A 26,308-nucleotide genomic window follows, 5' to 3' on the forward strand; every position below is an offset into this window, starting at 1 on the left:
ATGACCACACGACCCCGTTGGGACGACCGGTACGAGGACGTCCTGGCCGAGCTGCTGCCGCGGCTCGCCGAGGAGCGGCCGCTGTCCGCCGAGGCCGGGCTGCGCGGCGCCGGGCTGGACTCGATGGCCATCGTCGAGCTGCTGGTGCGGCTGGAGGAGGCCTACCAGGTGTCCATCCCGGACGAGGAGTTGGGCCCGGAGGCCTTCGAGACCGTCGGCAGCCTGTGGGAGGTCGTCTCCGGGCGGCTGGACCCGGCCGTACCGCGCTGACCGGCACGCACACCACCGCTGAGAGAAAGGCTGGCATCCGTGCCGGTATCACTGGACATCGACATATCAGCACCGGACCTGGTGCTCACCGGGGCCGAGACGGCCGCCACCGCACGGGTCGCCGCACTGCTCCGCGACCGGCCGGAAGGCACCCTGGTCGACGACCCCGCCTGGGTGGACTCGGCCCGTGACCACTGGGAGGAACTGCCGACCCGGCTGCGCCGGACCCTGCGGGACTTCCGCCGGGCGCCCGGACCCGGCGGCGCCCTGCTCGTGCGCGGGCTGCCGGTCGCCGGGTCCGAGCTCGGCGACACACCGCTGAGCGACGGCTCGGTGCAGCGCACCGCGACCGTACCGGCGGCGGTGCTGATGCTCGTCGCCTGCGGGCTCGGCGACCCGGCCGCCTTCCGACCCGAGAAGACCGGCGCGCTCGTGCAGGACGTCGTCCCGGTGCCGGGACGCGAGGAGTTCCAGGGCAACGCGGGCTCGGTGCTGCTCACCTTCCACAACGAGAACGCCTTCCACCCGCACCGGCCGGACTTCGTCATGCTGCTGTGCCTGCGCGCCGACCCGGAGGGGCTGGCCGGGCTGCGGACCTCCTGCGTGCGCGAGGTGCTGCCGCTGCTGGACGCGCAGACCCGCTCGGCGCTGCACCGGCCGGAGTTCCGCACCGCGCCGCCGCCGTCCTTCGGCGGCAGCGACGGCCCCGCCGCGCCGCACGCGGTGCTCACCGGGGCGTACGAGGACCCGGACCTGCGCGTGGACATGGCGGCCACCGAACCGCTCACCGAGCGGGCGGCGGCCGCGCTGGCCGAGCTCCAACTCCTCTTCGAACGCACCGCCCGGACCGCCCGGCTGGAGCCCGGCGACCTCGCCGTCGTCGACAACCGGATCACCGTGCACGGGCGCACCGCTTTCAGTCCGCGCTTCGACGGCACCGACCGCTGGCTCCAGCGCACCTTCGTCCTCGCCGACCTGCGCCGCTCGCGCGCCCACCGGGCGGGCGACGGCTACGTGCTGGCCGACCCGACCGGACACGCCGCGCGCCCCGCCTGATCCACCACCTCCGCAGCCTGGTCGGGGCGGCCCTTCCCGGGCCCCGGCCAGGCTGCGCCGTCACGCCCGCGTGCAGGGCGCACCTCCCTACGCCGGTCCGCCGGTCCGCCGGGACACCTGTGAGCCCGTGCGCCCGTACGCCGCTGCACCCGTACGCCCGTACGCGCGCATGCCCCGGTGCCCGTACGTCGATGCCGTGCGCGGTGCCCCCCCCCCGCAACCACCGGCAGGCCGCTGCCCCGCAGCCGCCGCCGCACCGGGCCGTTCCCGGCCCGGCCGTCCACCGATCGGAGCCACCCGTGACCACCGCCCTTTCCCCGGCCCCCGCCGCCGGGGCCGTCTCCACCGCTCCCGCCACCGCCCCGGCCCCCGCACCGGCCGTGGACCCGACCCGGGCGCCCGGTGTCGGCGGCCCCAGCCTGGCCGCCGCCCGGCCCGACCCGGCCGATCTGGATCCGCACCGCGCGCTGCGCGCCCTCGCGCACTGGCGGGCCGATGGTCGGGACGCCGCCCGCTTCCCCTACCGCGCGGTCCTCGGCCACTACCGGGCCGTCGGCAAGAACGAGGTCGGCGCGGAGTTGTTGGGCGCCCTGCGCGCCGTCGCACCCGCGGCGCCGGACGGGGCCGCCGCGCGGCTGCTCGCGGACTGGCTGCCGCAGGTGGTGGACGGTGCGCAGGGCGACTACGACAGCTACCTCGGCACTCCGGTCTACGCCTCGCTGGCCGCGTCGGGCTCCGGCTCCGCGTCCGCGTCCATGTCCGGGGCCGGCGCCCGCACGGAGCAGGTGATCACCGCCCTGCTGGCCGACGTGGTCGCCGTCGAGGCCGCCACGCTGGTCGGAGCCCCGGCCGGGCGGGCCCGTACCCGGGCGGCCCTGCGCGCCCTCACCGCCGCGGCCGGTCTCCCGACCGGCTGCGCGGACGCCGCCGGGCCGCAGGCGGCGCCGGACGATCCGGCCGAGCTGGTCCGGGCCTGCGCCGACGCGGTCGCGGCGGCGCGGGACGCGGTGCCCGCCGACGTGCTGCGGGCGGTGGAACTGACGCTGACCCCGACCACCCGCTGCCACGACGAGCAGATGTTCATCCGGATCATCCAGATCTTCGAGGCGGTCTTCGCCGCCGTCGCCCGGTCCATAGCGGCCGCCACCGACGCGGTGGCCACCGGCCGGGCCGACCTGGCCCGGGAGCTGCTGACGGACGCGACGCGGCAGGTGACCGGGACCTCCGGAGTGTTCCGGGTGCTGACCACCATGCCCAAGGACGCCTTCGCGGTGATCCGCGCCAACACCGACGGCCGCAGCGCGGTGCAGTCCATCGCCTACCGGACCGTCGAGCAGTCCTCGCCGGAGCTGCACCGCGCCCTGCTGCGCGGCCCGCTCTCCGAGGGGGAACTCAGCTCCAGCATGCGGGAGTTGGACGATTCCTGGGGGGCGATGAAGCGGACCCACTGGGGCATCACGATGAAGGTGATCGGCCAGGTGCGCGGCACCGGCGGCACCGCCGGAGCCTCCTACCTCCGCGACGCGGCCGAGGCCCGGCTGTTCCCCGCCCTCGGCCCGGTCGAGCGGCCTTCAGTCGGCGTTCAGTGAGCCGTCAGTGAGCCGCCGGGCACCGGTCACCGCGCCGCCGGCCGGGCGCCGGACCGGCGCCCGGGAGCCGCCGGAAGAACGTCCGCGCCCGGCCAGGGCGGGCCCAGCGCGGGCCCAGATCCCGATCAGGGCCGGGCGACAGCATCGAAGACAGAACGGCCGGCCCGTACGGCCGGCACCGCACCGGGCGGCTGCACGGGCCCACCGGTACCCACCCACCCAGCGAAATCGGAGCGCAGTGATGAGCAGCGAGGACAGCACCGTCTACCAGGTCGTCGTCAACGACGAGGAGCAGTACTCGATCTGGCCGGCCGACCGGGAACTGCCGGCCGGGTGGCGCGGCGAGGGCCCGCAGGGCGAGAAGGCCCTGTGCCTGGCCCACATCGACGAGGTGTGGACCGACATGCGGCCGCTGAGCCTGCGCGTGGCCATGGAGCGGCAGGCCGCCGAGGCCGCCGCGCCGGCGACCGCGGGCTGAGCACGGGCCGAATCACGAGCGCCTGAGGGCGAACGGCCGCCGACGGCGGCAGCAGGAACAGGGCATCGGACACCGAACGGTGAGGGAACAACGCGTGGACCCGCGACTTGAGCATCAGGACTGGATCTCGGCCATCTCCGCCACCGCGGCGGCCGATCCGGACCGCACGGCCTTCGAGTTCTCCGGAAAGGAGGACGCACCGGTCGAGCGGCTCAGCTACGGACAGCTCGACCGGCGGGCCCGCGCCGTCGCCGCCCGGTTGCAGCGCCTCGGTCTGACCGACCGCCCGGTGCTGCTGCTCCAGCCGCCGGGTCTGGACTACGTCGTCTCCTTCATCGGCTGCCTGTACGCCCGGGCCGTCGCGGTGCCGGTCTACCCGCCCAACCGTCGACCGCGCTCCCTGGAGCGGCTCGTCGACATCGTCGCGGACTGCGGGGCGACGGTGGCGCTGACCACCGCCGCCGTCCGCGACCGGCTGCTGCCCGACGACCCGGACGGCGCGGTGATGGACGTACTGCGCCTGCTGGCGACCGACCGGGTGCCGGACGAGGAAGCGGGGGAGTGGCACCACCCGCGGGTCGGCCCCGACACCGTGGCCTTCCTCCAGTACACCTCCGGCTCCACCTCGGCGCCGCGCGGCGTGGTGCTGACACACGGGAACCTGCTGCACAACTCGGCCCTGATCCAGCGCGCCTTCCGCACCACCGGCGCCACCCGCGGCATGTCCTGGCTGCCGCTCTTCCACGACATGGGACTCATCGGCGGCATGCTCCAGCCGCTGTACTACCAGGGCTCCTGCTCGCTGATGTCCCCCACCTCCTTCGCCCAGGACCCGCTGCGCTGGCTGCGCGAGATCAGCCGCAGCCGGGCCACGGTCAGCGGCGGCCCCAACTTCGCCTACGACCTGTGCGCCGACCTGGCCACCCCCGAGGTGCTGGCCGGACTCGACCTGAGCAGCTGGGAGGTGGCGTTCAACGGCGCCGAGCCGGTGCGCGCCGAGACCTTCCGGCGGTTCGCCGAGGCGTACGCCCCTGCGGGCTTCCGGGCCGAGGCCTTCACCCCCTGCTACGGGCTGGCCGAGGCCACCCTGATCGTCTCCTGCAAGCCGCACGGCACGGCCCCGGCACGCTTCTCGGCCCCGAACGCACTGCTCGCCGGTACCGGCGCGGCGGCGGACGAGTCGGCCACCGAGCCGGTCACCGAGGCGACCCAGGGGACCGAGGGGACCACCGAGCTGGTCAGCAGCGGCCGCCCGGACGACTCGCAGCGGCTGGAGATCGTCGACCCGGTCACCCGACGGGTGCTGCCCGCCGGGGAGATCGGCGAGATCTGGCTCGCCGGCCCGAGCGTGGCCCAGGGCTACTGGAACCGGCCCGAGCACACCGCGGCCACCTTCGGCGCCCGCCTCGCCGACGACCAGAGCGCCGAAGGAGCCGGGGCCGAGGCCCCCGCCTTCCTGCGCACCGGCGACCTCGGCCTGCTCCACGAGGGCGAGCTGTACGTCACCGGCCGCCTCAAGGACCTGATCATCGTCCGCGGCCGCAACCACTACCCGCAGGACATCGAGCAGAGCGTGTCCGCCGTCCACCCCGCGCTGCGCGCCAACTGCGGCGCCGCCGTCCAGGTCGAACTGGCCGGCACCGCCGAGCTGGTGATCGTCCAGGAAGTGTCCCGGGACCACCAGGACGGTGACCTGGGCGCGCTGGCCCGCGCGGTGCGCGAGGCCGTCGCCGAGGCGCACGGGATACGACCGGCCGCGGTGGTGCTGATCCGCGCCGCGACGCTGCCGCGCACCTCCAGCGGCAAGGTGCAGCGCCACGTGTGCGCCGCCTCCTACCGCGAGGGCGACCTCACCGCGCTGGCCCACAGCGGCCGCCCGCAGGGCGCCTCCGTGGAGCAGGCGTCCGCCCTGGACGCCGCCGCGCTGCGCGGCGCCGAGCCGACCGAACGCCCGGCGGTGCTGCTGGCCGCCCTGCGCTCCCTGCTCGCGGCCCGGCTCGGACTGGACGCGGCGGACCTCGCCCCCGAGCACCGGCTCGCCGAACTGGGCCTGGACTCGCTCGGCGCGGTCCGGCTGCGGCACGAACTGCACACCGCCTTGGGCGTGGACCTGACCCTGACCGAGGCGCTCGCACTGGACCTGGCCGGACTGGCCGCCCTGCTCGCCGAGCGCTTCGAGGAAGCGGGCGCCGCGCCCGGACCGGCCGGCGCGCAGGAGCCCACCGCCCCCACCGAGCCCGGGGACCACCCGCTCTCGCCGAACCAGGCCGCCCTGTGGCTGCTGCACCAGGTCGCCCCCGAGAGCCCCGCCTACCTGGTCTCCACCGCCTTCCGCGTGCACGGCGCGCTCGACCCGACCGCCCTCGGGGCCGCCCTGGCGGGCCTGACCCGGCGGCACGCGGTGCTGCGCAGCACCTTCCCCCGCACCGGCTCCGGACCCGTCCAGCGGGTGCACGCCGACCTCCCGCCCGCCTTCGAGCAGGTCGACGCCTCCGGCTGGAGCGCGACCGAGCTGGCCGCCCGCCTGACCGAGGCCGCCGAGCAGCCCTTCGACCTGGAGGTCGGACCGCTGCTGCGGGCCCGGCTCTTCAGCGGGGCCGAGGGGGGTCACCACCTGGTCCTGACCGCCCACCACCTGGTGGCCGACCTGTGGTCGCTGTCCCTGCTGCTGGACGAGCTGGCCGTCGGCGACGCGGCTGCGACCGCCGCCGCTCCTGATGCGGACGCCGGCGCCGGAAGCGAAGCGGGCGCCCCGTTCGCGGCGTACGCCCGTCGCCAGCTCGCCCTGGTCGACACCGCGGCCGGACGGCGCCGCCTGGACGGGTGGCGCACGGCCCTGGCCGGGGTCCGCTCCGGCACCTCCCTCCCCGCCGACCTGACGCCGCCCCGGCGCCAGCGGATGCGCGGCGCCGCGCTGCCGGTGGAGGTGGACGCCGCCACCACCGAAGCGCTGACGGCGCTGGCCCGGCGCGAGGGCAGCACCCTGTACACGGTGCTGCTGGCGGCCTTCCAGCTCCTGCTCGCCCGCAGCACCGGCGAGCACGACGTGGTCGTCGGCACCCCGACCCACGGGCGGGACGACGCCGCCTTCGCCCGTACGGTCGGCAGCCTGGTCAACACCGTGCCGTTGCGCGTCCGGATCGAGGCCGCCGAGCCGTTCACGGCCCTGCTGGCCCGGGTGCGGGAGAGCGCGCGGCTCGCGCTGGACGGCGCCGAGGTGCCGTTCCCGGCACTGGTCGAGCTGATCCGCCCGGACCGCGACCAGGGCGGCCGCCCGCTGGTGCGCAGCCTGTTCAGCCTCCAGCAGGCACCCGGCGAGCACGCCGAGGCCCTGGTGGCGATGGCCACCGGTCGGGACGGCGTGCCCTTCGCCCTCGGCGCCCTGGACTGCTCGACGCTGGCACTGCCGGTCGGCGGCAGCCAGTTCGACCTCCAACTGACTCTGGGCGAGGCGGCGGGCGGCCTGGCCGGTGCGGTCCGCTACGACACCGACCGCTACCTGCCGGCGACCGCCCGGCGCTTCGCCGCCCACTTCACCACCCTGCTGGCGGAGATCGCGGCCGACGCCGCCCGCCCGGCGGGCGAACTGCCCCTGCTGGCCCCGGCCGAGCGGGCCGCCGTCCTCGCCGCGGGCAACGACACCGCCCTCGCCTACGACCCCGCCGACGGGGTGGTGCGCCGCTTCGAGGCCCAGGCCGCGCGCACCCCGCGCGCCGTGGCGGTCCGCGCCGCCGGTCCCGAGGGCGGCGAGGAGTTGGACTACCGGACCCTGGACCGGCTGGCCGACGGCGTCGCCGCCCGGCTGCGCGCTCTGGGCATCGGCCCCGGCCGCACGGTGGCCGTCCTGCTGCCGCGCACCCCGCGGCTGCTCGCCGCCCTGCTCGGCGTGCTCAAGTCCGGCGCCGCCTACCTGCCGCTCGACCCGGGCCACCCGGCCGACCGGCTGGCCCTGGTGCTCGCCGACGGCGCCGCCGCGGCGGTGCTGAGCGACCTGCCCGCCGACCGGGTGCCCGCCGGGGACTGGACCGTGCTGGCGCTCGACACCATCGCCGAGGCGGAGCGCGACGCCGACACCACGATCGCGCCGCAATCGCCGGCGTACGTCCTGCACACCTCCGGCTCGACCGGTCGCCCCAAGGGCGTGGTGGTCCCGCACCGGGCCCTGGCCAACCTGCTGGCCTCCTTCCAGCGCGACCTAGGGCTCGCCCCCGGCGCGGGCTGGCTCTCCGTCACCACCCCGGCCTTCGACATCGCCGCGCTGGAGTACTTCCTGCCGTTGGTCCACGGCGCGACCGTGCACCTGGCCGACGCGGCCACGGCGGGCGACGGCTCCCGACTGAGGGCCTGCCTGGAGACCGGTGGGATCAGCCACCTCCAGGCCACCCCGGTCACCTGGCAGCTGCTGCTGGACGCCGGCTGGGCGGGCACCCCCGGGCTGACCGCGCTGTGCGGCGGCGAGCGGCTGCCCGTGGAGCAGGCCGCGGAACTGCTGGCCCGCGGCGCACGGCTCTGGCAGGTCTACGGGCCGACCGAGACCACGGTGTGGTCGGCGCGCGGCGAACTGACCACGGCCGACGGGGAACTGCCCCTGGGCACCCCGGTCGCCAACACCCGGCTCTACCTGGTCGATCCGCTCCTCCAGCCGGTCCCGGACGGGGTCACCGGCGAGCTGTTGATCGGCGGCGACGGCCTGGCCCACGGCTACCTGGACCGGCCCGGCCTGACCGCGGAACGCTTCGTCCCCGACGCCTTCGGCGCGGTCCCGGGCGCCCGGCTCTACCGCACCGGAGACCTCGTGCGGCGCGGCCCCGGTGGTGAGCTGCTCTTCGTCGGCCGCTCCGACACCCAGGTCAAACTGCACGGGCACCGCATCGAACTCGGCGAGATCGAGACCGCGTTGGAGCGGCTGCCCGCGGTGCGCCGCGCCGCGGTCGTCGTGGACGGCGAGGGCGCGCGGGCCCGGCTGGTCGGCTACCTGGAACAGCACGGCACCCCCGCGACCCCCGCCGCGCTGCGCGAGGAACTGCGGCGCACCCTGCCCGGCTACGCGGTCCCCTCGCTGCTGGTGACGCTGGACGAACTCCCGCTGACCGCGAACGCCAAGGTGGACCGGCGGGCCCTGCCCGAGCCGGAGACCACCCGTCCGTCGGGCGTCGTGGAGGAGCCGGTCGGGCCGACCGAGCAGCGGATCGCCGCCATGCTCGCCGAGCTGCTCGGAGCCGAGCGGATCGGACGCCACGAGGACCTCTTCGACCGCGGTGCGCACTCGCTGCTGCTGGCCCGCTTCGCCGAGCGCCTGCGGGCCGAGTTCGGCGCCGCACCGGCCCTGCACCTGCTCTTCGACCGGCCCACGGTTGCCGCCGTGGCCACCCTGGTCGAGGCCGCGGACCGCGGCCCCGGGTCCGTCCCGGCTGCGCGGCCGGCCCCGGTCCGGGTGGACCGCGGCCGCTACGCCGTCAGCCGCGGGTCCGACGGCGCGCTGCGCCCGGTGCTCACCGGCGCGGTCGCCGAGGGGGAAGCACGATGACCTCCGTCCCCTACCTCCCGGCCGAGCGGGCCGAGCGGGCCGAGCGGCCGCACGCCGGCCCCGGTGGCTCCCCGGTGGACCGTTCGTACCTGCTGCGATGTCCGGTCTGCCGCGAGAGCCACGAGGACGACGGCCTGCGGCTGGACTGCGCCGAGGCGCACCGGCCCGGCCTGCTCACCACCGAGTACGCCCGCCCCTTCACCCCCGGGCCCGGCACCGGCCCGTTCCGCTACGCCTGCTGGCTGCCGACCGCCGGCCGGGAGCTGCCCGAGGGCGCCATCGGCGCCACCTACCGGGCCGAGGCCCTGGGCCGCGAGCTGGGACTGCCCGAGCTGTGGGTCGCCTTCAGCGGCTACTGGCCCGAGCGCGGCGCGGCGCTGGAGACCGGCAGCTTCAAGGAGCTGGAGGCGCAGGCGGTGCTGGCCCGGCTGCCCGAGCGCCCGCCGGTCCTGGTCGTCGCCTCGGCCGGGAACACCGCCGCGGCCTTCCTGCGGGCCTGTTCGCGCCAGCGCGTGGACTGCGTGCTCGTGGTGCCGGAGGCGGCGCTGCCCGCGCTCGGCGCCGCGGGCGAACGCGCCGACTGTGTGCGCCTGGTGACCGTCGCCGGCGACTACACCGACGCGATCGACCTGGCCGACGCGATCTGCGCCCGGCCCGGATTCCAGGCCGAGGGCGGCACCCGCAACGTGGCCCGCCGCGACGGCCTGGGGACCGCGCTGCTCGCCGCGGCCGAGACCATCGGTCGCCTGCCGGACCACTACGTGCAGGCGGTGGGCAGCGGGGCCGGCGCGATCGCCGCGCACCAGGCGGCCCGGCGGCTGCTGGCGGCCGGCTTCCCGGCGGCCCAGCGCCCGGGCGCCGCGGCGGGCGGGCTGCCGCGGCTGACGCTCTGCCAGAACGCGCCCTTCGCGCCGATGGTCCGTGCGTGGCAAGAGGGCCTGGACGCGCCGGTCATCGGCTGCGGCCCCGAGGTGCGGGCGGCGGTGGCCGCCGTACACGCCCCGGAACTGACCACGCGCAAGCCGCCGTACGCGGTGGCGGGCGGGGTGCGCGAGATCGTCACCGAGAGCGGCGGCGAGCTGCGTGCGGTGGACAACGCCGAAGCGGTGGCCGCCGGGCGGCTGTTCGCGGCGGCCGAGGGCATCGACATCGAACCCGCCGCGGCGGTCGCCGCGGCCGGGCTGCGCCAGGCGGTCGCCGCCGGCCGGATCCGGCCCGAGGAGACCGTACTGCTGCACGTGACGGGCGGCGGCCGGGCCCGCCGCGCGCGCACCCACCCGCCCGTCCCGGTCCACCCCGACCTGCGGATACCGGCCGGGCTGGGCGCCGAGGCCGCCGCCTACCTGGTGACCGGCGCATGACGACCCCGCCCCACGGCGCCACCCACGGCGTCGCCCCCGGCGTCACCCCCGCGCACCTTCCCGCGCCCGATGTCGCTCCCGACACCGCTCCCCACACCGCCCCTGACGTCGTCCCCGTCCCATCCGGTCGGCAGAAAGCAGAGCAGACCATGCAGCAGTTCGCCTTTCCCGCCACCTCGGCCCAGCGCCGGATCTGGCTGGTGGAGCGGCTGATCCCCGGCACCAGCGCCTACCACCTGCCGTTCGCCCTGCACCTGGACGGCCCGCTCGACACCGCAGCCCTGGAGGGCGCGCTGACCGGGCTGGTCCACCGGCACGAGTCGCTGCGCACCTGCTTCGAGCAGGCGGACGGCGAGCTGGTCCAACTGGTCGACGAGCGGGCGACGTTCGCCCTGGAGCGGCGGGAGACCGCGGACGCCGAGCTGGAGCGCGTACTGGCGGCCGACGCCGCACGCCCCTTCGACCTGACCCGCGGCCCGCTGCTGCGCGCGGCCCTGCACCGGCTGGCGCCGGAGCGCCACGTGCTGGCGATCACCGTGCACCACCTCGTGGCCGACATGTGGTCGATCGGCATCCTGCTGGCCGAACTGGCCCAGGGCTATGCCGGACACGCCGACGATCTGCCCGAACTGCCCATCCAGTACGGCGACTTCGCCGTCTGGGAGGCCGAGGCCCGGGCCGCCGTCGACGAGGCGGGCCAGGCCCACTGGCACCGGGCGCTCGCCGGCGCCCCCGAACTGCTGGAACTGCCCGGCGACCGGCCGCGCCCGGCCGTGCAGTCGCTGCGCGGGGACACGCTCGCGGTGGAGCTCCCGGCAGAGCTGTCCGCCGGGGTCCGGGCCCTGTGCCGGCGGGCCGGGGTCACCCCGTTCATGGCGCTGCTGGCCGCCTTCCAAGCGGTACTGGCCCTGCACAGCGGCAGCGAGGACATCGTGGTCGGCACCGGCGCGGCCGTGCGCCCGCCCGAGGCCGAGACACTGATCGGCTGCTTCATCAACATCCTGCCGCTGCGCACCTCGCTGGCCGGCGACCCGACCTTCGAGGAGCTGCTGGGCCGCGTCCGTGCGGCCGCGCTGGCCGCCTTCGAGCACCAGGAGCTGCCCTTCGAGCGGATGCTCCCGGAGCGGCCGACGGCCCCGGCGCTCAGTCACAACCCGCTGGTGCAGTCACTGCTGCTCGTACAGAACGCGCCGCTGGCCGCACCCGAGCTGCCCGGCCTCTCGGTCACCGTGCGGGAAGTGCCGCGCGGCGGCGCGCAGACCGACCTCAACCTCCAACTGCGCGAGGTGGACGGCGCCTTCACCGGTACCGTCGAGTTCGCGAGCGACCTGTTCGACGCGGCCACGGTCCAGCGCCTGATCGGCCACTGGCAGACCCTGCTGGCCGCCGCGGTCGCCGAGCCCGGTACCCGGCTGACGGCGCTGGCGGTCCTCACCCCGGCCGAGCGGCACCAGGCCCTGGTGGAGTGGAACGACACGGCCCACGCCTACCCGCAGGGCGGAGCCCTGCTGCACGAGCTCTTCGAGCAGCGGTCGGCCGCGGACCCCCAGGCACCGGCCGTCGTCGGCCCCGCCGGCGAGCTGACCTACGCCGGGCTCGACGCGCTGGCCGAGCGGATCGCCGGACGCCTGACCGAGCTGGGCGTGGGCCCGGACACCACCGTCGGGCTCTGCCTGTCGAAGGGCCCGGCGCTGGTGGCGGCCGTGCTCGGCGTGCTGAAGGCGGGCGGCGCCTACCTGCCGCTGGACCCGGCCTACCCCGCGCAGCGCCTGGCCTTCATGCTCCGGGACGCGGCCCCGCCGGTGGTCCTCACCGAGCGGGCCCTGGCCGACCTGCTGCCGGCCGTCGGGGCCGAGGTGCTGGAGGTGGAGGACGCCGAGCAGTGGCCCGACACCCGGCGGCGGCCGGCCGCGCTGGTCCCGGACCACCTCGCCTACGTCATCTACACCTCGGGCTCCACCGGCACCCCCAAGGGGATCGCCGTCCCGCACCGCGGCGTGGTCAACAACCTGCTCGACCTCAACGACACCTACGGCATCGAGGCCGGTGACCGGGTGCTCGGCCTGTCGTCCCCCAGCTTCGACATGTTCGTCTACGAGACGCTCGGCATCCTGGCGGCGGGCGGCGCGGTGGTCATGCCGCACCCGGACCGGGCCCGCGACCCGCACCACTGGGTGGACCTGGTGCGCCGGTACAAGGTGACGGTGTGGAACTCGGCGCCGGCCCTGGCCGACGCCTTCGTCCGGGCGGGGGAGGAGCGGGGGGTCCGACTGCCCCGGCTCAAGGCGGCCTTCTTCGGCGGCGACTGGATCCCGGTGGGGCTGCCCGCGCGGCTGCGCCGCCTCGCACCGGACCTGGCCTTCATCGCGCTCGGCGGCGCCACCGAGGCGTCCATCCACTCGATCACCTACCCCGTGATCGAAACCGACCCGGCGTGGACGAGCATCCCCTACGGCCGCCCCATGGTGAACCAGCAGGCCGTCGTCCTGACCCCCGGTCTGGCACCGGCCCCGATCGGCGTGCCGGGCGAACTCTGCCTGGCCGGCACCGGATTGACCCGCGGCTACCTGCACCGACCCGCTCTGACCGCGGACCGCTACCGCCCGCACCCGGGCGCCGGCACCGGCCCGGTGCCGAGCGGAGCGCGGCTGTACCGCACCGGCGACCTCGCCCGCACCCGCGCCGACGGGGTGATCGAGCTCATCGGGCGCCTCGACCACCAGGTCAAACTGCGCGGCCTGCGCATCGAACTCGGCGAGATCGAGGCCGTGTTGCGCCGCCACCCCGACATCGACCGGGCCGTGGTCAGCGCCCACGGCAGCGGCGACGACCGGCGCCTGATCGGCTACCTGGTGCCCACCGGGGACGCCGCCGCGGTCCCGTCGGCCGCCGAACTGCGCGCACTGCTGGGCGCGGAGCTGCCCGAGCACATGGTCCCGACGGCCTTCGTCACGCTGGACGCGCTGCCCCTGTCGCCCAACGGCAAGGTGGACCGCGGGGCGCTGCCCGAGCCCGACGGCCTGGCCGAGCGCGCGAGCGCCGCGTACGTGGCCCCCCGTGACGACGTCGAACTGGTGCTCGCCGCGCTCTGGGCCGAGTTGCTGGAGACCGACCGGGTCGGCGCCGAGGACGACTTCTTCGCGCTCGGCGGCCACTCCCTGCTCGCCACCCGGCTCGCCTCGGCGCTGCTGGAGACCTTCGGCGTCGAACTGCCCCTGCGCGACCTCTTCGAGGCGTCCACCCTCGCCGAGCAGGCGCAGCGCCTCGTCGCCCGGGGCCACGAGGGCGGAACGGACGTCGCGGCCGTGGCCCACATCGCGGCCGGACTGCTGGAGATGACCGACGAGGAGGCCCTCGGGCTGCTCGCCGAACACGAGGAGAGCATGGCATGAGCACCACCACCACGACCGCGGGCACCGGGGTCCTCGCCGACTACGCGGGCTACGGCGCCCAGCGCCTGGCCGCCGCCGACCCGCTGCTCAGCGACCTGCTGGAGCGCGAACACGCCCGGCAGAACGACACCCTGGCCATGGTGGCCGCCTCCAGCAGCGCGGACCCCTCGGTCCTGGCCTGCGCCGGAGCGAGCATCTCCAACGTCACCACCGAGGGCTACCCCGGCGCCCGCTACCACGCCGGATGCGAACTGGTCGACGAGGTCGAGCGGTTGGCGGTGGCCCGGGCCCGCTCGCTGTTCGGCGCCCGGTACGCCAACGTACAGCCGCACTCGGGCAGCACCGCCAACCAGATCGTCCTGTGCACCCTGATGAAGCCGGGCGACACCCTGCTCGGCATGGAGCTCAGCGCCGGCGGGCACCTCACCCACGGCTCCCCGGCCTCGGTCTCCGGCCGCTTCTTCCACGCGGTCGGCTACGGCACCGACGCCGACGGCATGCTCGACTACGAGCAGGTCGCCGCACTGGCCCGGGAGCACCGCCCCAAGGTGATCGTCTGCGGCGCCAGCGCCTACCCGCGCACCGTGGACTTCCCCCGGTTCCGGCAGATCGCCGACGAGGTGGGCGCCTTCCTGCTCGCCGACATCTCACACATAGCCGGCCTGGTCGCGGCCGGACTGCACCCCAGCCCGGTGGACCACGCGCACGCCACCACCACCAGCACCTACAAGCAGCTGTACGGGCCCCGCGGCGGCCTGATCCTGCTCGGCCGCGACGCCGACCTGCCCGTGCCCGGCACCCGGCGCACGCTGGCCCAGGCGATGTCGCACGGCACCTTCCCCTTCCTCCAGGGCACCCCGGACCTGGGCGCGGTCGCGGCCAAGGCCCGCGCCTTCGACATCGCCGCCCAGCCGGAGTTCCGCTCCCTCGCCGAGCGCGTGGTGTCCGACGCCCGCGAACTCGCGGACGCCTTCACCGGACTCGGCCACACCCTGGTCACCGGCGGCACCGACAACCACATGGTGCTGCTCAATCTCGGCCCCCGCGGCCTGACCGGTGCGATCGCGGAATCCGCGCTGGCCGAGTGCGGGATCGTCGTCAACCGCAACCGGATCCCGGACGACCCCCACGGCCCCCGGGTCACCAGCGGCATCCGCTTCGGCACCAACACCCTCGCGCTGCGCGCCATGGGCCCCGTCGAGATGCGCCGCTGTGCCGCGCTGATCGACCGGGTGCTCACCGCCGTGGTGCCCCGCGGCGAGCGCGAGTTCACCCTCGACGATGCCGTGCGCGCCGAGGTGCGGAGCGAAGTCACCCGGCTCTGCCGGGAGTTCCCGATGCCGCACCACCTGCCGGCCTGACCACCTCCCGCCACCGACCCTCCCGGGACCACCCAATGAGCCAGTCACCCCAGCGCACCGCGCTCTCCTCCGACAAGCGCCGGCTGCTCGCCAAGCTGCTCCAGCAGCAGGGCATCGCCCGCGCCGGCGCCGCCGACCTGATCGCCCGGCGCCCCGAAGGGGTCCGGCTGCCGCTGTCCTTCGCCCAGCAGCGCCTCTGGTTCGTCGAGCAGTTCGCCGGTCCGAGCCCGCTCTACAGCATCGCCTGCACCGTCCGGCTGACCGGACGGCTGGACGCCGCCGCCTTCGAGGGGGCCCTGGGCCGGGTGGTGGCCCGGCACGAGGCGCTGCGCACCACCTTCCGCGTCGAGGACGGCCGCCCCGAGCAGGTCGTCCTCGCCCCGGCCGGGATCGCGCTGCCGCTCACCGACCTGTCGGACCTGAGCGGGGACGCGCGGCGGGACGCGCTCGCCGAGCTGACCGAGCGGGAGAGCCGCCGACCCTTCGACCTCGCCACCGGACCGCTCCTGCGCGCCGTGCTGGTCCGGCTGGCCGAGGAGGAGCACGTACTGGTGCTCACCGTCCACCACATCGTGGCGGACGGCTGGTCGCTCGACGTCCTGGTGCGCGAGCTGGCCCACCACTACCGGGCGGACGCCGCCGAGCTCCCCGAACTGCCCGTGCAGTACGCCGACTTCGCGCTCTGGCAGCACGAGCGGGTCTGCGGCGAGACGCTGGAGGGCCAACTGGCGCACTGGCGCGAACGGCTGGCGGGCGCGCCCAGCACCGTGGACCTGCCCACCGACCGGCCGCGCACCGCCCGCCAGGGCTTCGCGGGAGCCTGCTTCCCCTGGCGGCTGGACGGTGACCTGGCCACCCGACTGACCGCACTCGCCCGCGAGCACGACGCCACCCTCTACATGGTCCTGCTCGCCGGCTTCACGGCCGTGGCGCACCGCTGGAGCGGGCAGGAGGACCTGGTCATCGGCTCGCCGATCGCCAACCGCAACCACCTCCAGACCGAGGGCCTGATCGGCTTCTTCGTCAACATGCTGCCGCTGCGCGCGGACCTGTCCGGAAACCCGACCTTCCGCGAACTGACCTCCCGGGTGCGGGAGTCGGCGCTCGCCGCCTACGCCCACCAGGACGTGCCCTTCGAGCGGATCGTGGAGGAGACCCGCCCGGACCGCGACGCGGGCGGCCGCACCCCCTTCGCCAACCTGCTGCTGGTCCTCCAGAACACCCCGGAGACCCGGATCGAGCTGCCCGGGCTGCGGATGGACGTGGCCGCGGTGGACACCGGCACCGCCAAGTTCGACCTGCACCTCCAGGTCACCGAGACCCCGCAGGGTCTGACCGGCCTGGCCGACTACAGCACCGAGCTGTACGACGAGCGCACCGTGCGCCGGTTCATCGACCAGTGGCTGTGCCTGCTGGCGGCCGCGGTCGACGCCCCGGACACCCGCCTGGACGCGCTGCCGCTGCTGACCGGCGCCGAGCGCCGCGCCGAACTCGGCGCGGGGGCGGCCCGGCGGACCGCCGCGCCGCAGCCCGCCAACCTGCCTGCGGCCTTCGCCGCCCAGGCCCGGCTGCGGCCCGACGCGATCGCGGTCGGCTGCGGCGAGGAGCGGCTGACCTACGCCGAGCTGGACCGCCGCTCGGACGCGCTGGCCCGACGGCTGCGCGAGCTGGGGGTGGGTCCGGAGAGCCGCGTGGCGATCTGCGTCGAACCCTCGGTGCGCCTGGTCACCGGGATCCTCGGCATCCTCAAGAGCGGCGGCGCCTACGTCCCGCTCGACCCGCGCCACCCGGCCGACCGACTGGCCTTCACCCTCGGCGATTGCGGCGCCACGGCCCTGGTCGCCGACCCGGAGCACGCCGCACTCGCAGACGGCGTCGACGGCGCCGCCGGCATCCCCGCCCTGGACGTCGACCAGCCGCTGTCCGCGCAGCCGCTGGAGCCGGCCCCGCTGGGTCCGGACCACCTCGCGTACGTGATCTACACCTCCGGCACCACCGGCCGGCCCAAGGGCGCGCTGCTCACCCACGCCAACGTGCTGCGGCTCTTCGACGCGGCCGCCGGGGACGTGTCCTTCGGCCCGGACGACGTCTGGTCCCTCTACCACTCGGCCGCCTTCGACTTCTCGGTCTGGGAGATCTGGGGCGCACTGCTGCACGGCGGCCGGATCGCCGTGGTGCCGCAGGAGGCCCGCCGCACCCCCGCCGCATGCCACGCGCTGGTGCGCGCCGAGGGCGTCACCGTGCTCAGCCAGACGCCCACCGCGTTCCGCCAGTTCGCGGATGCGGACGCGGACGCCGCGGCCGGCGCCCGCGACACCGGCCCGCTCGCGCTGCGGCACGTGGTGTTCGGTGGCGAGGCCCTGGAACCGGGCACGCTGCGCGACTGGGCCGCCCGGCACCCCGACGGACCGCGCCTGGTGAACATGTACGGCATCACCGAGACCACCGTGCACGTCACCGCGCACACCCTCGGCGCGGCCGACCTGGCCGCCCCCGCCAGCGTGATCGGCCACCCGCTCGCCGACCTCGCGGTGCACCTGCTGGACCGGCGCGGCGAGCCCGTGCCGCCCGGGGTCCCCGGCGAACTGTGCGTCGGTGGTCCGGGCCTGGCCCGCGGCTACCTCGGCCGCCCCGGCCTGACCGCCGAACGCTTCGTCCCCTCCCCGCTCGGCGACGGCGCGCGCCTGTACCGCAGCGGCGACCTGGCCCGACGGCTGCCCGACGGCACGCTGGAATACCTGGGCCGCATCGACCAGCAGGTCAAGGTCCGCGGCCACCGGGTCGAACTCGGAGAAATCGAAGCCGAGTTGGGCGCCGCCCCGGGCGTACGGCACGTCGCCGTGCTGCCCAGCCGGGCCCCGGACGGCGCCACCGGACTCGTCGCCTACCTGGTCCCCGACCAGGAGGTCGGAGCGCGGCCGGAGCGCGAGGAGGTCCGCGCGGCCGACACCGCCCAGGTCGCCCAGTGGCGCACCGTCTTCGACACCGCCTACGACCAGTACGAGCAGGTCGGCGGCGCCGATCCCACCTTCAACATCCGGGGTTGGAGCAGCAGTTACACCGGCGAGCCGATCCCCGCCGAGGAGATGCGGCGCTGGGTCGAGGACACCGTCGAGCTGGTCCGCCGCACCGGCCCGCGCCGGGTCCTGGAGATCGGCAGCGGTACCGGCCTGCTCCTCTTCCGGCTGGCGGGCGCGTGCGAGCGGTACACGGGCCTGGACCTCTCCGAGACCGCGGTCGCCCACGTCCGCCGGCACCTGCCCGCGGGCTGGGAGCACGTACGGCTGCTGCGCCGGGCCGGGCACGAGGTGGACGACCTCGCGGCCGAGGAGTTCGACACCGTGATCGTCAACTCGGTGGCGCAGTACCTGCCGAGCGCCGGCTACCTGGTCGAGGTGCTCACCAAGGCCGCCGCCGTGCTCGCCCCGGGCGGGCGCATCGTGGTCGGCGACGTGCGCCACCTGGCCCTCCTCGACGCCTTCCAGGTCTCGGTCCTGCGGCCGGGCCTGCCCGCCGGGGCGGCCGAGTCGGAGCTGGCCCGCCAGGTGCGCCTCGCCGTGCGGCAGGAGGACGAACTGCTGCTGGACCCGCGCTTCTTCGAGGCGCTGCGCCGGGAGATCCCGCGGATCGGCCGCGTCGAGGTGACGCTCAAGCCCGGCCGCGACCCCAACGAGATGACCCGCTACCGCTACGACGTGGTGCTGCACCTGGACACCGCGCCCGAGCCCACCGCCCCGGCCCGCACGGTGGCGTGGACCGGCGGCGACCTCCGGACCCTGCTGGACGGCTCCCCGCTCGTGGTCACCGGCATCCCCAACGGCCGGGTGCACGCGGACGCCCGTACCGCCGCCCGCCTCACCGCCACGGGCACGGCCACGGGCGAGGTCGAGGACCCCACCGCCACCGCCACCGCCACCGCCACCGCCCTCGACCCGCAGGAGCTGCGTGAACTGGCCGATGAGCTCGGTCTCGCCGTCGACCTGAGCTGGGCGGGCGGCGACCCGCTCGGCCGCTTCGACGCCGCCTTCCGCCCGGCCGGGGCCGCCCCGGAGTCCGCCGCGGCGCCCGCCGGGGACAGCGCGGGCCTGCCGTGGCCGCACTGGGCCAACGACCCGCACCGCGGCCGCGCCGCCCGCGGCCTGGTGCCCCGGCTCCGCACCCACCTGCGCGAACGCCTGCCGGAGTACATGGTTCCGGAGGCCTTCGTCACCCTGGACGCGCTCCCGCTGACCGCCAACGGCAAGCTCGACCGGGCCGCGCTCCCCGCACCGGACTGGTCCACCGGCTCCTCCGCCCTGCTCGCCCCGCGCGACGACACCGAACGGGCCCTCGCCGAGATCTGGAGCGCCGTCCTCGGCGTGGCCCGGATCGGTCTCGCCGACGACTTCTTCGACCTCGGCGGCCACTCGCTGCTCGCCGTCCAGGTGACCGCCGCCGTCCGTGAGGCGCTGGGCCGCGAGCTGACCGTACGGGCGCTGTTCGAGGCGCCGGTCCTGGGCGAGTACGCCGAGGCGGTGCGCCGCGCCCCGGTCGCCGAAGTCCTCGCCGAGCCGGTCGCACCGGTGCGCGAGGCCGTACCGACCGTCGACGCCGGCTTCGACGACCTCTCCGCCGAGGACCTGGCCGCGCTGATGGGCGGGGAGCTGTGAGCGCCCCCGACCGGACCCACGCCCCGGACCCCACGTCCGCCCGGACCCCCGACCCCACCCCCGACCCCACCCCCGTGAAGGAGCACCCCGTGGCCACCACCCCCCGCACCGTCGAGGTGCTCGCGACCTCCGCCGCCCAGCGCCGGTTCTGGCTGGTCGACCGCCTGGAAGGGCCCAGCGGCGTCTACAACACCGCCGCCGCCCTGCGGCTGCGCGGACCGCTGGACACCGAGCACCTGCGCCAGGCCTTCCAGCTCCTCGTCGACCGGCACGAGGCCCTGCGCACGGTGTTCCCCGCCCGCGACGGCGCCCCCGTCCAGCTGGTCCTGCCGCGCCGCGCCTTCGAGCTGGGCCTGACGGAGGCCACCGGGGCGGGCGAGGACGAGGTCCGCGCGCTGGCCGGCCGGCTCGCCGAGCAACCCTTCGACCTGGCCAAGGGCCCGCTGATGCGGGCCGAACTGATCTCCCTCGGGCCCACGGAGCACCTGCTCGTCGTGGTCCTGCACCACATCGTGGTGGACCGCTGGTCCTTCGGCCTGCTGATGTCCGAACTCTCCGAGGCCTACGCCGCCCGGGCCGAGCGGCGGGAGCCGCGGCTGCCCGAGCTGCCGGTGCGCTACGCCGACCACGTCGCGGGCCGCCAGGCCCTGCTCGACGGCGACCTCGGCGACCGGCTGCTCGGCTACTGGCGCGGTCAACTCGCGGGGGCCCCCGAAGCGTTGGAGCTCCCCACCGACCGGCCCCGGCCGCCGGTGCGCAGCTTCCGCGGTGCGAGCGTGCCGGTGCGGCTGGACGCGGCCGCCTCCCGGGCCGTGCGCGACCTGGCCAAGAGCGCGGGCGCCACCCCGTTCATGGTGCTGCTCGCCGCCTTCCAGGCCGTACTGGCCCGGCACGCGGGCTCCGCCGAGGTGGTCGTGGCGACCGGGCCCGCCACCCGGGCGCCGGGCGCCGAACTGCTCGTCGGCTCGCTGGTCAACACGGTCCTGCTGCGCACCTCGCTGGCCGGGGACCCCACCTACGCCGAGCTCGTCGAGCGGGTGCGCGGCACCGCGCTGGACGCCTTCGACCACCAGGAGCTGCCCTTCGACCGGCTCGTCGAGGAGCTGGCGCCCAGCCGCGACCTGTCGCGCAACCCGCTGGCCCAGGTCGGCTTCGTGCTCCAGAACGCCCCCGCCACCACCCCCGAGCTCACCGGCCTGGCCGTCGAGACGGTGCCCGTGACCCGGGACAGCGCGCACATGGACCTCGACCTCCAACTCGCCGAAGAGGACGGCTGCTTCACCGGGTTCGCGGAGTTCGCCCTCGACCTGTTCGACGCCCCGTCGGTGGCCCGACTGCTCGGCCACTGGACCACCCTGCTCGGCGCCGCCGTCCGTGCGCCCGGCACCCGGCTGTCCGAACTCCCGATGCTCACCGCGGCCGAGCTGGAGCGGGAACTGCACACCTGGAACGACACCGACGGCGAGCTGCCCGCCGGACTGCGCGTGGACCAGCTGTTCGCCCGCCAGGCGGCCCGCACCCCCGACGCGGCCGCGGTCATCGACGCGGCCGGCGCCCTGTCCTACCGGGCCCTGGACGCGTGGGCCGCGCGGATCGCCCACCGGCTGCGGTCGGCCGGCGTCGGCCCCGACGTGCCGGTGGCGCTCTGCCTGGAGCGCGGGGCGGGACTCAGCGCCGCCATGCTGGGCACCCTGCGCGCGGGCGGCGCCTTCCTCGGGCTCGACCCCTCCTACCCGGCCGACCGGCTGGCCTACATGCTCGCCGACGCGGCCCCGGCCGTGGTGCTGGCCCACCGGTCCACCGCCGGCGTGCTGCCGCCCGGCACCCCGGTGCTGCTCCTGGACGACATCGCCGACGACGCAGCCGAGTTCGGCCGCAGCGCGAACGAACCCGGCGCACCCGCGGGGGAGTCGACGACGGCGGGCGAGACCAACCTCGCCTACCTCGTGTACACCTCCGGCTCCACCGGACGCCCCAAGGGCGTCGCCGTCACGCACCGCGCCATCGCCAACACCTTCGCCGGACTGGCCCGTTCGCACGGCTTCGGCCCCGGGGACCGGATGATCGCGCTGCACTCGCCGAGCTTCGACCCGGCCGTGCACGACTGCCTGGCCCCCCTCGTCGTCGGAGCCACCGCCGTCTTCCCCGCACAGGGCGCGAACCGCGACCCGCGGCACTGGGCCGAGCTGGTCGCCCGGCACCGGGTGACCGTGTGGTCGATGGGTCCCGCCGGCACCGAGGCGATGCTGGCCGCCGCCGAGGAGCACGGCCTGGCCCTGGAGAGCCTGCGCACCGCAATGATCGGCGGCGACGTCCTGCCGCCCGCGCTGCCGCCGCGCCTGCGCGCCGCCGCCCCCGGCTGCCGGGTGGTCAACTCGGCCGGTGTGGCCGAAGCCGCCTTCTGCAACAACGAGTACCTGGTCCCCGAGGACGCCGGGGCCGGGCCGGTGCACTACGGCCGCCCGCTGCTCAACCAGCGGCTGCTGGTGCTGGACACCCTGCTGCGGCCCGTCCCGGTCGGCGTCCCCGGCGAGCTGTGCGTGGCCGGCGAGGGCCTGGCCCGTGGCTACCTGGGCCGCCCCGGCCTGACCGCCGAGCGCTTCGTGCCGCACCCGCACGGCCGGGCGCCGGGCGAGCGCCTCTACCGCACCGGCGACCTCGCCCGACGCCGGGCCGACGGAGAGCTGGAACTGCTCGGCCGCTCCGACAACCAGGTCAAGATCCGCGGCTTCCGGGTCGAGCCGGGCGAGGTGACCGCAGTGCTGCTCGGGCACCCCGCCGTGGCCGACGCGGTCGTGGTGGCCCGCGGCAGCGGCCCGGGCGAGCGCCGCCTGGCCGCCTACTGGGTGCCCGCGGCCCGCCCGGACGCCGCCCCCGCGAGCGGGGCCGAGCTGGCCGCCTGGCTGCGCGAGCGGCTCCCGGCCCACCTGGTCCCCGCGCTGTGGACCGAGCTGGCGGTCCTGCCGCTCTCGCCCAACGGCAAGGTGGACCGGACCGCGCTGCCCGAACCGGCGGCGGCGCCCGACACCGTGGACCGCCTCGCCCCCCGCACCCCCGACGAGGCCGCCGTCGCCGCGATCTGGCAGCGGCTGCTGGAGCTGCCCGAGGTCGGCGTGCTGGACGACTTCTTCGCCCTCGGCGGCCACTCGCTGCTGGCCAACCGGCTGGTCAGCGGGCTGCGCGCCGAGTTCGCCGTCGAGGTGCGGCTGCGCGAGGTCTTCGCCGCCCCCACGGTGGCCGCGCAGGCCGCGCTGATCGGACGGCTGCGCTCCGCCGAGGGCGACCCCGCCCCGGCCCCGCTGCCGCCGGTCACCCCCGCGGACCGCTCCCGCCCGCTGCCGCTCTCCTTCGCCCAGCAGCGGATGTGGCTCTTCGACCGCTTCGCCCCCGGCAACCCGGCCTACCACGTGCCCACCGCGGTACGGATCGACGGCCCGCTGGACCCGGTGGCCCTGGCCGCCGCCCTGCGCGCCCTGATGGCCCGGCACGAGGTGCTGCGCACGGTGGTGGCGGAGACCGACGGCGCCCCGGTCCAGCGGGTCCTGCCGCTCGGCGAGGCCCCGCTGACCGTCCGCGACATCGCCGCCGACGAGCGGGTGACGGACCTGGTCGACGCGTTCGTCACCCGACCCTTCGACCTGGCGGCCGAGGCACCGCTGCGCGCCCTGCTGCTGCGCACCGGCCCGACCGAGCACCTGCTGGTCCTGGTGATCCACCACATCGCGCTCGACGGCTGGTCGATGGGCGTCCTGGTCGAGGACCTGGCCGCGCTCTACGACGGCCACGCGCCGGCGCCGCTGCCCGTCCAGTACGCCGACTACGCCCGCTGGCAGGCCGACCGGGCGGCCGAGGGCCGCTGGGACGCGCAGCTGGAGCACTGGCGCGGCCGGCTCGCCGGACCCCTGCCGGTCCTGGAACTGCCCACCGACCGGCCCCGCCCGGCCACCCCGAGCCTGGCCGGCGCGGTCCACGAGTTCCACCTCTCGGCCGAGTTGACCGAACGGCTGCGCGCCCTCGGCGCCCGGCACGGCGCCACCCTGTTCATGGTGCTGCTCGCCGGCTACCAGACCCTGCTGGGGCGGCTCTCCGGCGCCGACGACGTGGTCGTCGGCACCCCCGTCGCGGGCCGCGGCCAGCGCGAACTGGACGGCCTGGTCGGCTGCTTCGTCAACAGTCTCGCGCTGCGCGGCGACCTGTCCGGCGACCCGGCCTTCGCCGAGCTGCTGGAGCGCACCCGCGACCGCGTCCTCGCCGACTTCGACGGCCAGGACGTCCCCTTCGAGCAGGTGCTGGACACCGTCGGCGCCGAGCGCGACCCCGCCCGGCACCCGGTGTTCCAGACCATGCTGACCCTGCAGAGCGCCCGCCCGCCGCGGGCCGGGTTCGAGGGCCTGCGCGTCGAGCCCGTGGAGGCGCAGACCGGCTCCTGCCTGATGGACCTGATGTTCACCGCCGCGGAGCGCGACGGGGCCACCGCCTTCACGGTGGAGTACGCGACGGACCTGTTCGACGCCCCGAGCATCGCCCGCCTGGCACACCGCTTCGGCCTGCTGCTGGAGGCCGCCGCTGCTGCCCCCGGCACCGCCCTGTCCCGACTCCCGCTGCTGGACGCCGAGGAGCGCCGCACCGCGCTCACCGTTTGGAACGCCACCGCGCGCCCGCTGCCCACCGGCGGCCTGCACGACCTGGTGGCGGCCGCCGCCGCCCGGACCCCCGGCGCCCCGGCACTGGAGCACGAGGGCCGTACGACCAGCTACGCCGAGCTGGAGGCCGACGCCGAGCGGTGCGCCGCCCGGCTGCGCGACCTGGGCATCGGAGCGGAGAGCGTCGTCGCCGTCCACGCGGCCCCGACGCCCCGGCTGGTCACCGCCCTGCTCGGAGTGCTGAAGGCGGGCGCGGCGTTCACCACGCTCGACCCGGCGCTGCCCGAGGAGCGGCTGCGGCTGCTGCTGGAACTGTCCGGCGCCCAGCTCGTGCTCACCGACGGCGGCGCGTCCGGCGCTCTCCTGGACACCGTCCCGGTGGCACCGATCGAGGCGCCGGCCGCGCCGGGCGGGAGCGCGCCGACGACCGGCGCCGTGACCGAACCCTCCGCGCTGGCCTGCGTCTTCTTCACCTCAGGCACCACCGGTTCCCCCAAGGGCTCGATGTTCACCCACGAGGGCCTGGTCAACTTCACCCTCGCCATGGCCGAGGAGTTCCGCCTGGCCCCCGGCGACCGCTTCCTGCAACTGGCCTCCACCGGCTTCGACGTGCTGCTGGAGGAGCTGTTCCCGGCGCTGGCCGCCGGTGCCACCGTGGTGCTGCCCGGTGCCCGGCTGCTGGCCGCCGGCGTGGACCTGACCGGCTACCTGGCCGAGCACCGGATCACCGGCCTGGAACTGACCACCGCCTACTGGCACGACTGGGCCGCCGAGCTGGAGCGCACCGGCGCCGGGCTCCCCGCCGACCTGCGGTTCGTCGCGATGGGCGGCGAGCGGGTGCGCCGGGACCGGCTCGCCGCCTGGCAGCGGCTCGGGGTGGAACTGGTGCACGTGTACGGGCTGACCGAGGTCACCTGCACCTCGACCACCCTGCACGTCGGCGCCGAAGCGGTGGACGGCGACGGACTCCCGATCGGGCACCCACTGCCCAACACCACCGTCTACCTGCTCGACGCGACCGCGGGGCCCGTACCGATCGGCTCACCGGGCGAACTCCACCTGGGCGGCGCCGGCCTGGCCCGCGGCTACCTGGGCCGCCCCGGCCTGACCGCCGAACGCTTCGTCCCGGACCCGTACGGCGAGCCCGGATCCCGGCTCTACCGCACCGGCGACCTGGCGCGCCACCGGGCCGACGGAGCCGTGGAGTTCATCGGCCGCGCGGACCAGCAGGTGAAGATCCGCGGACACCGGATCGAGCCCGGCGAGGTGGAGGCGCGGCTCGCCGAACGGCCCGAGGTCGGCGCCGCCGCGGTGGTGGTCCGCGAGGACGAGCCGGGCGAGAAGCGCCTGGTCGGCTACGTGGTGGCCGCCCCCGACACCGCACCGGACGTCTTCGCACTGCGCGCCGCCCTGCGCGAGCGGCTGCCCGAGTACCTGGTGCCGGCCTCGATCGTGCTGCTGCCCGAGCTGCCGCTGAACGGCAACGGCAAGCTCGACCGCGGCGCGCTGCCCCGGCCCGGCCGGGACGAGCTGACCGGCGCCGCGGCGGTGGCCCCGCGCACCCCCATGGAGACGGAGATCGCGGAGCTGGCCGGGGAACTGCTCGGCCTGCCGGCCGTCGGCGTCCACGACGACCTCTTCGACCTGGGCCTGCACTCGCTGCTGGCCGCCCGGTTCGCCGCCCGGGTGCGCGAGACCTGCCGGGTCGAGGTGCCCCTGCGGGTCTTCTACGAGGCCCCCACCGTGGCCGAGCTGGCCCTGCGGGTCGTCCAGCTCCAGGCCGAGGAGAGCGACCCGGAGGAGCTGCTGCGGCTGCTCGCCGAGCTGGAGGCCGAGGAGGACCTCACCACCGCCTGAGCCCCCAGCAGCAGCACCCGCCCCACCCGCCCCGTCCGGGGCCGCCCGCCCGCCGGGCGGCCCCGCCCCGCCCCACCCACCCCGGAGCCCCCGGAACCCCGGCTGCTCCGGCCACTGGAGGAACC

The 26,308-nt window shown here is 76.2% G+C and carries 10 protein-coding genes; all 10 read left to right on the forward strand.

Annotation, left to right across the window (positions count from 1 at the left end; genetic code table 11):
* Positions 1 to 270 (forward strand): phosphopantetheine-binding protein, encoded by a 270-nt coding sequence (locus ACIBEA_RS00880; RefSeq protein ID WP_399256481.1) that lies wholly within the window; start codon positions 1 to 3, stop codon positions 268 to 270.
* Positions 271 to 300: 30 nt separating this feature from the next.
* Entirely contained in the window at positions 301 to 1,326 is a 1,026-nt protein-coding gene (locus tag ACIBEA_RS00885; protein WP_399257879.1) for a TauD/TfdA family dioxygenase, read from the forward strand.
* Between the two features lie 299 nt (positions 1,327 to 1,625).
* Positions 1,626 to 2,915 carry a hypothetical protein gene (locus ACIBEA_RS00890; RefSeq protein ID WP_399256483.1) on the forward strand — a complete coding sequence of 430 codons (1,290 nt, stop codon included), beginning with the start codon at positions 1,626 to 1,628 and terminating at the stop codon, positions 2,913 to 2,915.
* A 241-nt stretch (positions 2,916 to 3,156) separates the two neighbouring features.
* Positions 3,157 to 3,393 (forward strand): MbtH family protein, encoded by a 237-nt coding sequence (locus tag ACIBEA_RS00895; protein ID WP_399256485.1) that lies wholly within the window; start codon positions 3,157 to 3,159, stop codon positions 3,391 to 3,393.
* Positions 3,394 to 3,487: 94 nt separating this feature from the next.
* Positions 3,488 to 8,920 carry an amino acid adenylation domain-containing protein gene (locus ACIBEA_RS00900; RefSeq protein WP_399256486.1) on the forward strand — a complete coding sequence of 1,811 codons (5,433 nt, stop codon included), beginning with the start codon at positions 3,488 to 3,490 and terminating at the stop codon, positions 8,918 to 8,920.
* The gene (locus tag ACIBEA_RS00905) at positions 8,917 to 10,281 is read left to right on the forward strand and encodes a cysteate synthase (protein WP_399256487.1); all 1,365 of its coding nucleotides are present in this window, start codon (positions 8,917 to 8,919) and stop codon (positions 10,279 to 10,281) included. Before ACIBEA_RS00900 ends, ACIBEA_RS00905 begins: the two co-directional genes overlap by 4 nt.
* Positions 10,278 to 13,673 carry an amino acid adenylation domain-containing protein gene (locus tag ACIBEA_RS00910; protein WP_399256489.1) on the forward strand — a complete coding sequence of 1,132 codons (3,396 nt, stop codon included), beginning with the start codon at positions 10,278 to 10,280 and terminating at the stop codon, positions 13,671 to 13,673. The genes ACIBEA_RS00905 and ACIBEA_RS00910 overlap by 4 nt, the downstream gene beginning before the upstream one ends.
* The gene (gene glyA / locus ACIBEA_RS00915) at positions 13,670 to 15,034 is read left to right on the forward strand and encodes a serine hydroxymethyltransferase (RefSeq protein WP_399256491.1); all 1,365 of its coding nucleotides are present in this window, start codon (positions 13,670 to 13,672) and stop codon (positions 15,032 to 15,034) included. The genes ACIBEA_RS00910 and glyA overlap by 4 nt, the downstream gene beginning before the upstream one ends.
* Before the next feature lie 35 nt (positions 15,035 to 15,069).
* A complete protein-coding gene (locus ACIBEA_RS00920) occupies positions 15,070 to 19,683 on the forward strand; it encodes an amino acid adenylation domain-containing protein (RefSeq protein ID WP_399256493.1) in 4,614 nt (1,537 codons plus the stop codon).
* An 89-nt stretch (positions 19,684 to 19,772) separates the two neighbouring features.
* Entirely contained in the window at positions 19,773 to 26,183 is a 6,411-nt protein-coding gene (locus ACIBEA_RS00925; protein ID WP_399256495.1) for an amino acid adenylation domain-containing protein, read from the forward strand.
* The last annotated feature ends 125 nt before the right edge of the window (positions 26,184 to 26,308 follow it).

This window comes from Streptomyces sp. NPDC051555 (genome assembly GCF_044454405.1).
Taxonomy (GTDB): domain Bacteria; phylum Actinomycetota; class Actinomycetes; order Streptomycetales; family Streptomycetaceae; genus Streptomyces.

Excerpts from the sequence above, each read along its gene's own strand:
- ACIBEA_RS00910 (WP_399256489.1), top strand. The coding sequence starts at position 10,278 with ATGACGACCCCGCCCCACGGCGCCACCCACGGCGTCGCCCCCGGCGTC.
- glyA (WP_399256491.1), top strand. The coding sequence starts at position 13,670 with ATGAGCACCACCACCACGACCGCGGGCACCGGGGTCCTCGCCGACTAC.
- ACIBEA_RS00905 (WP_399256487.1), top strand. The coding sequence starts at position 8,917 with ATGACCTCCGTCCCCTACCTCCCGGCCGAGCGGGCCGAGCGGGCCGAG.
- ACIBEA_RS00880 (WP_399256481.1), top strand. The coding sequence starts at position 1 with ATGACCACACGACCCCGTTGGGACGACCGGTACGAGGACGTCCTGGCC.
- ACIBEA_RS00895 (WP_399256485.1), top strand. The coding sequence starts at position 3,157 with ATGAGCAGCGAGGACAGCACCGTCTACCAGGTCGTCGTCAACGACGAG.
- ACIBEA_RS00920 (WP_399256493.1), top strand. The coding sequence starts at position 15,070 with ATGAGCCAGTCACCCCAGCGCACCGCGCTCTCCTCCGACAAGCGCCGG.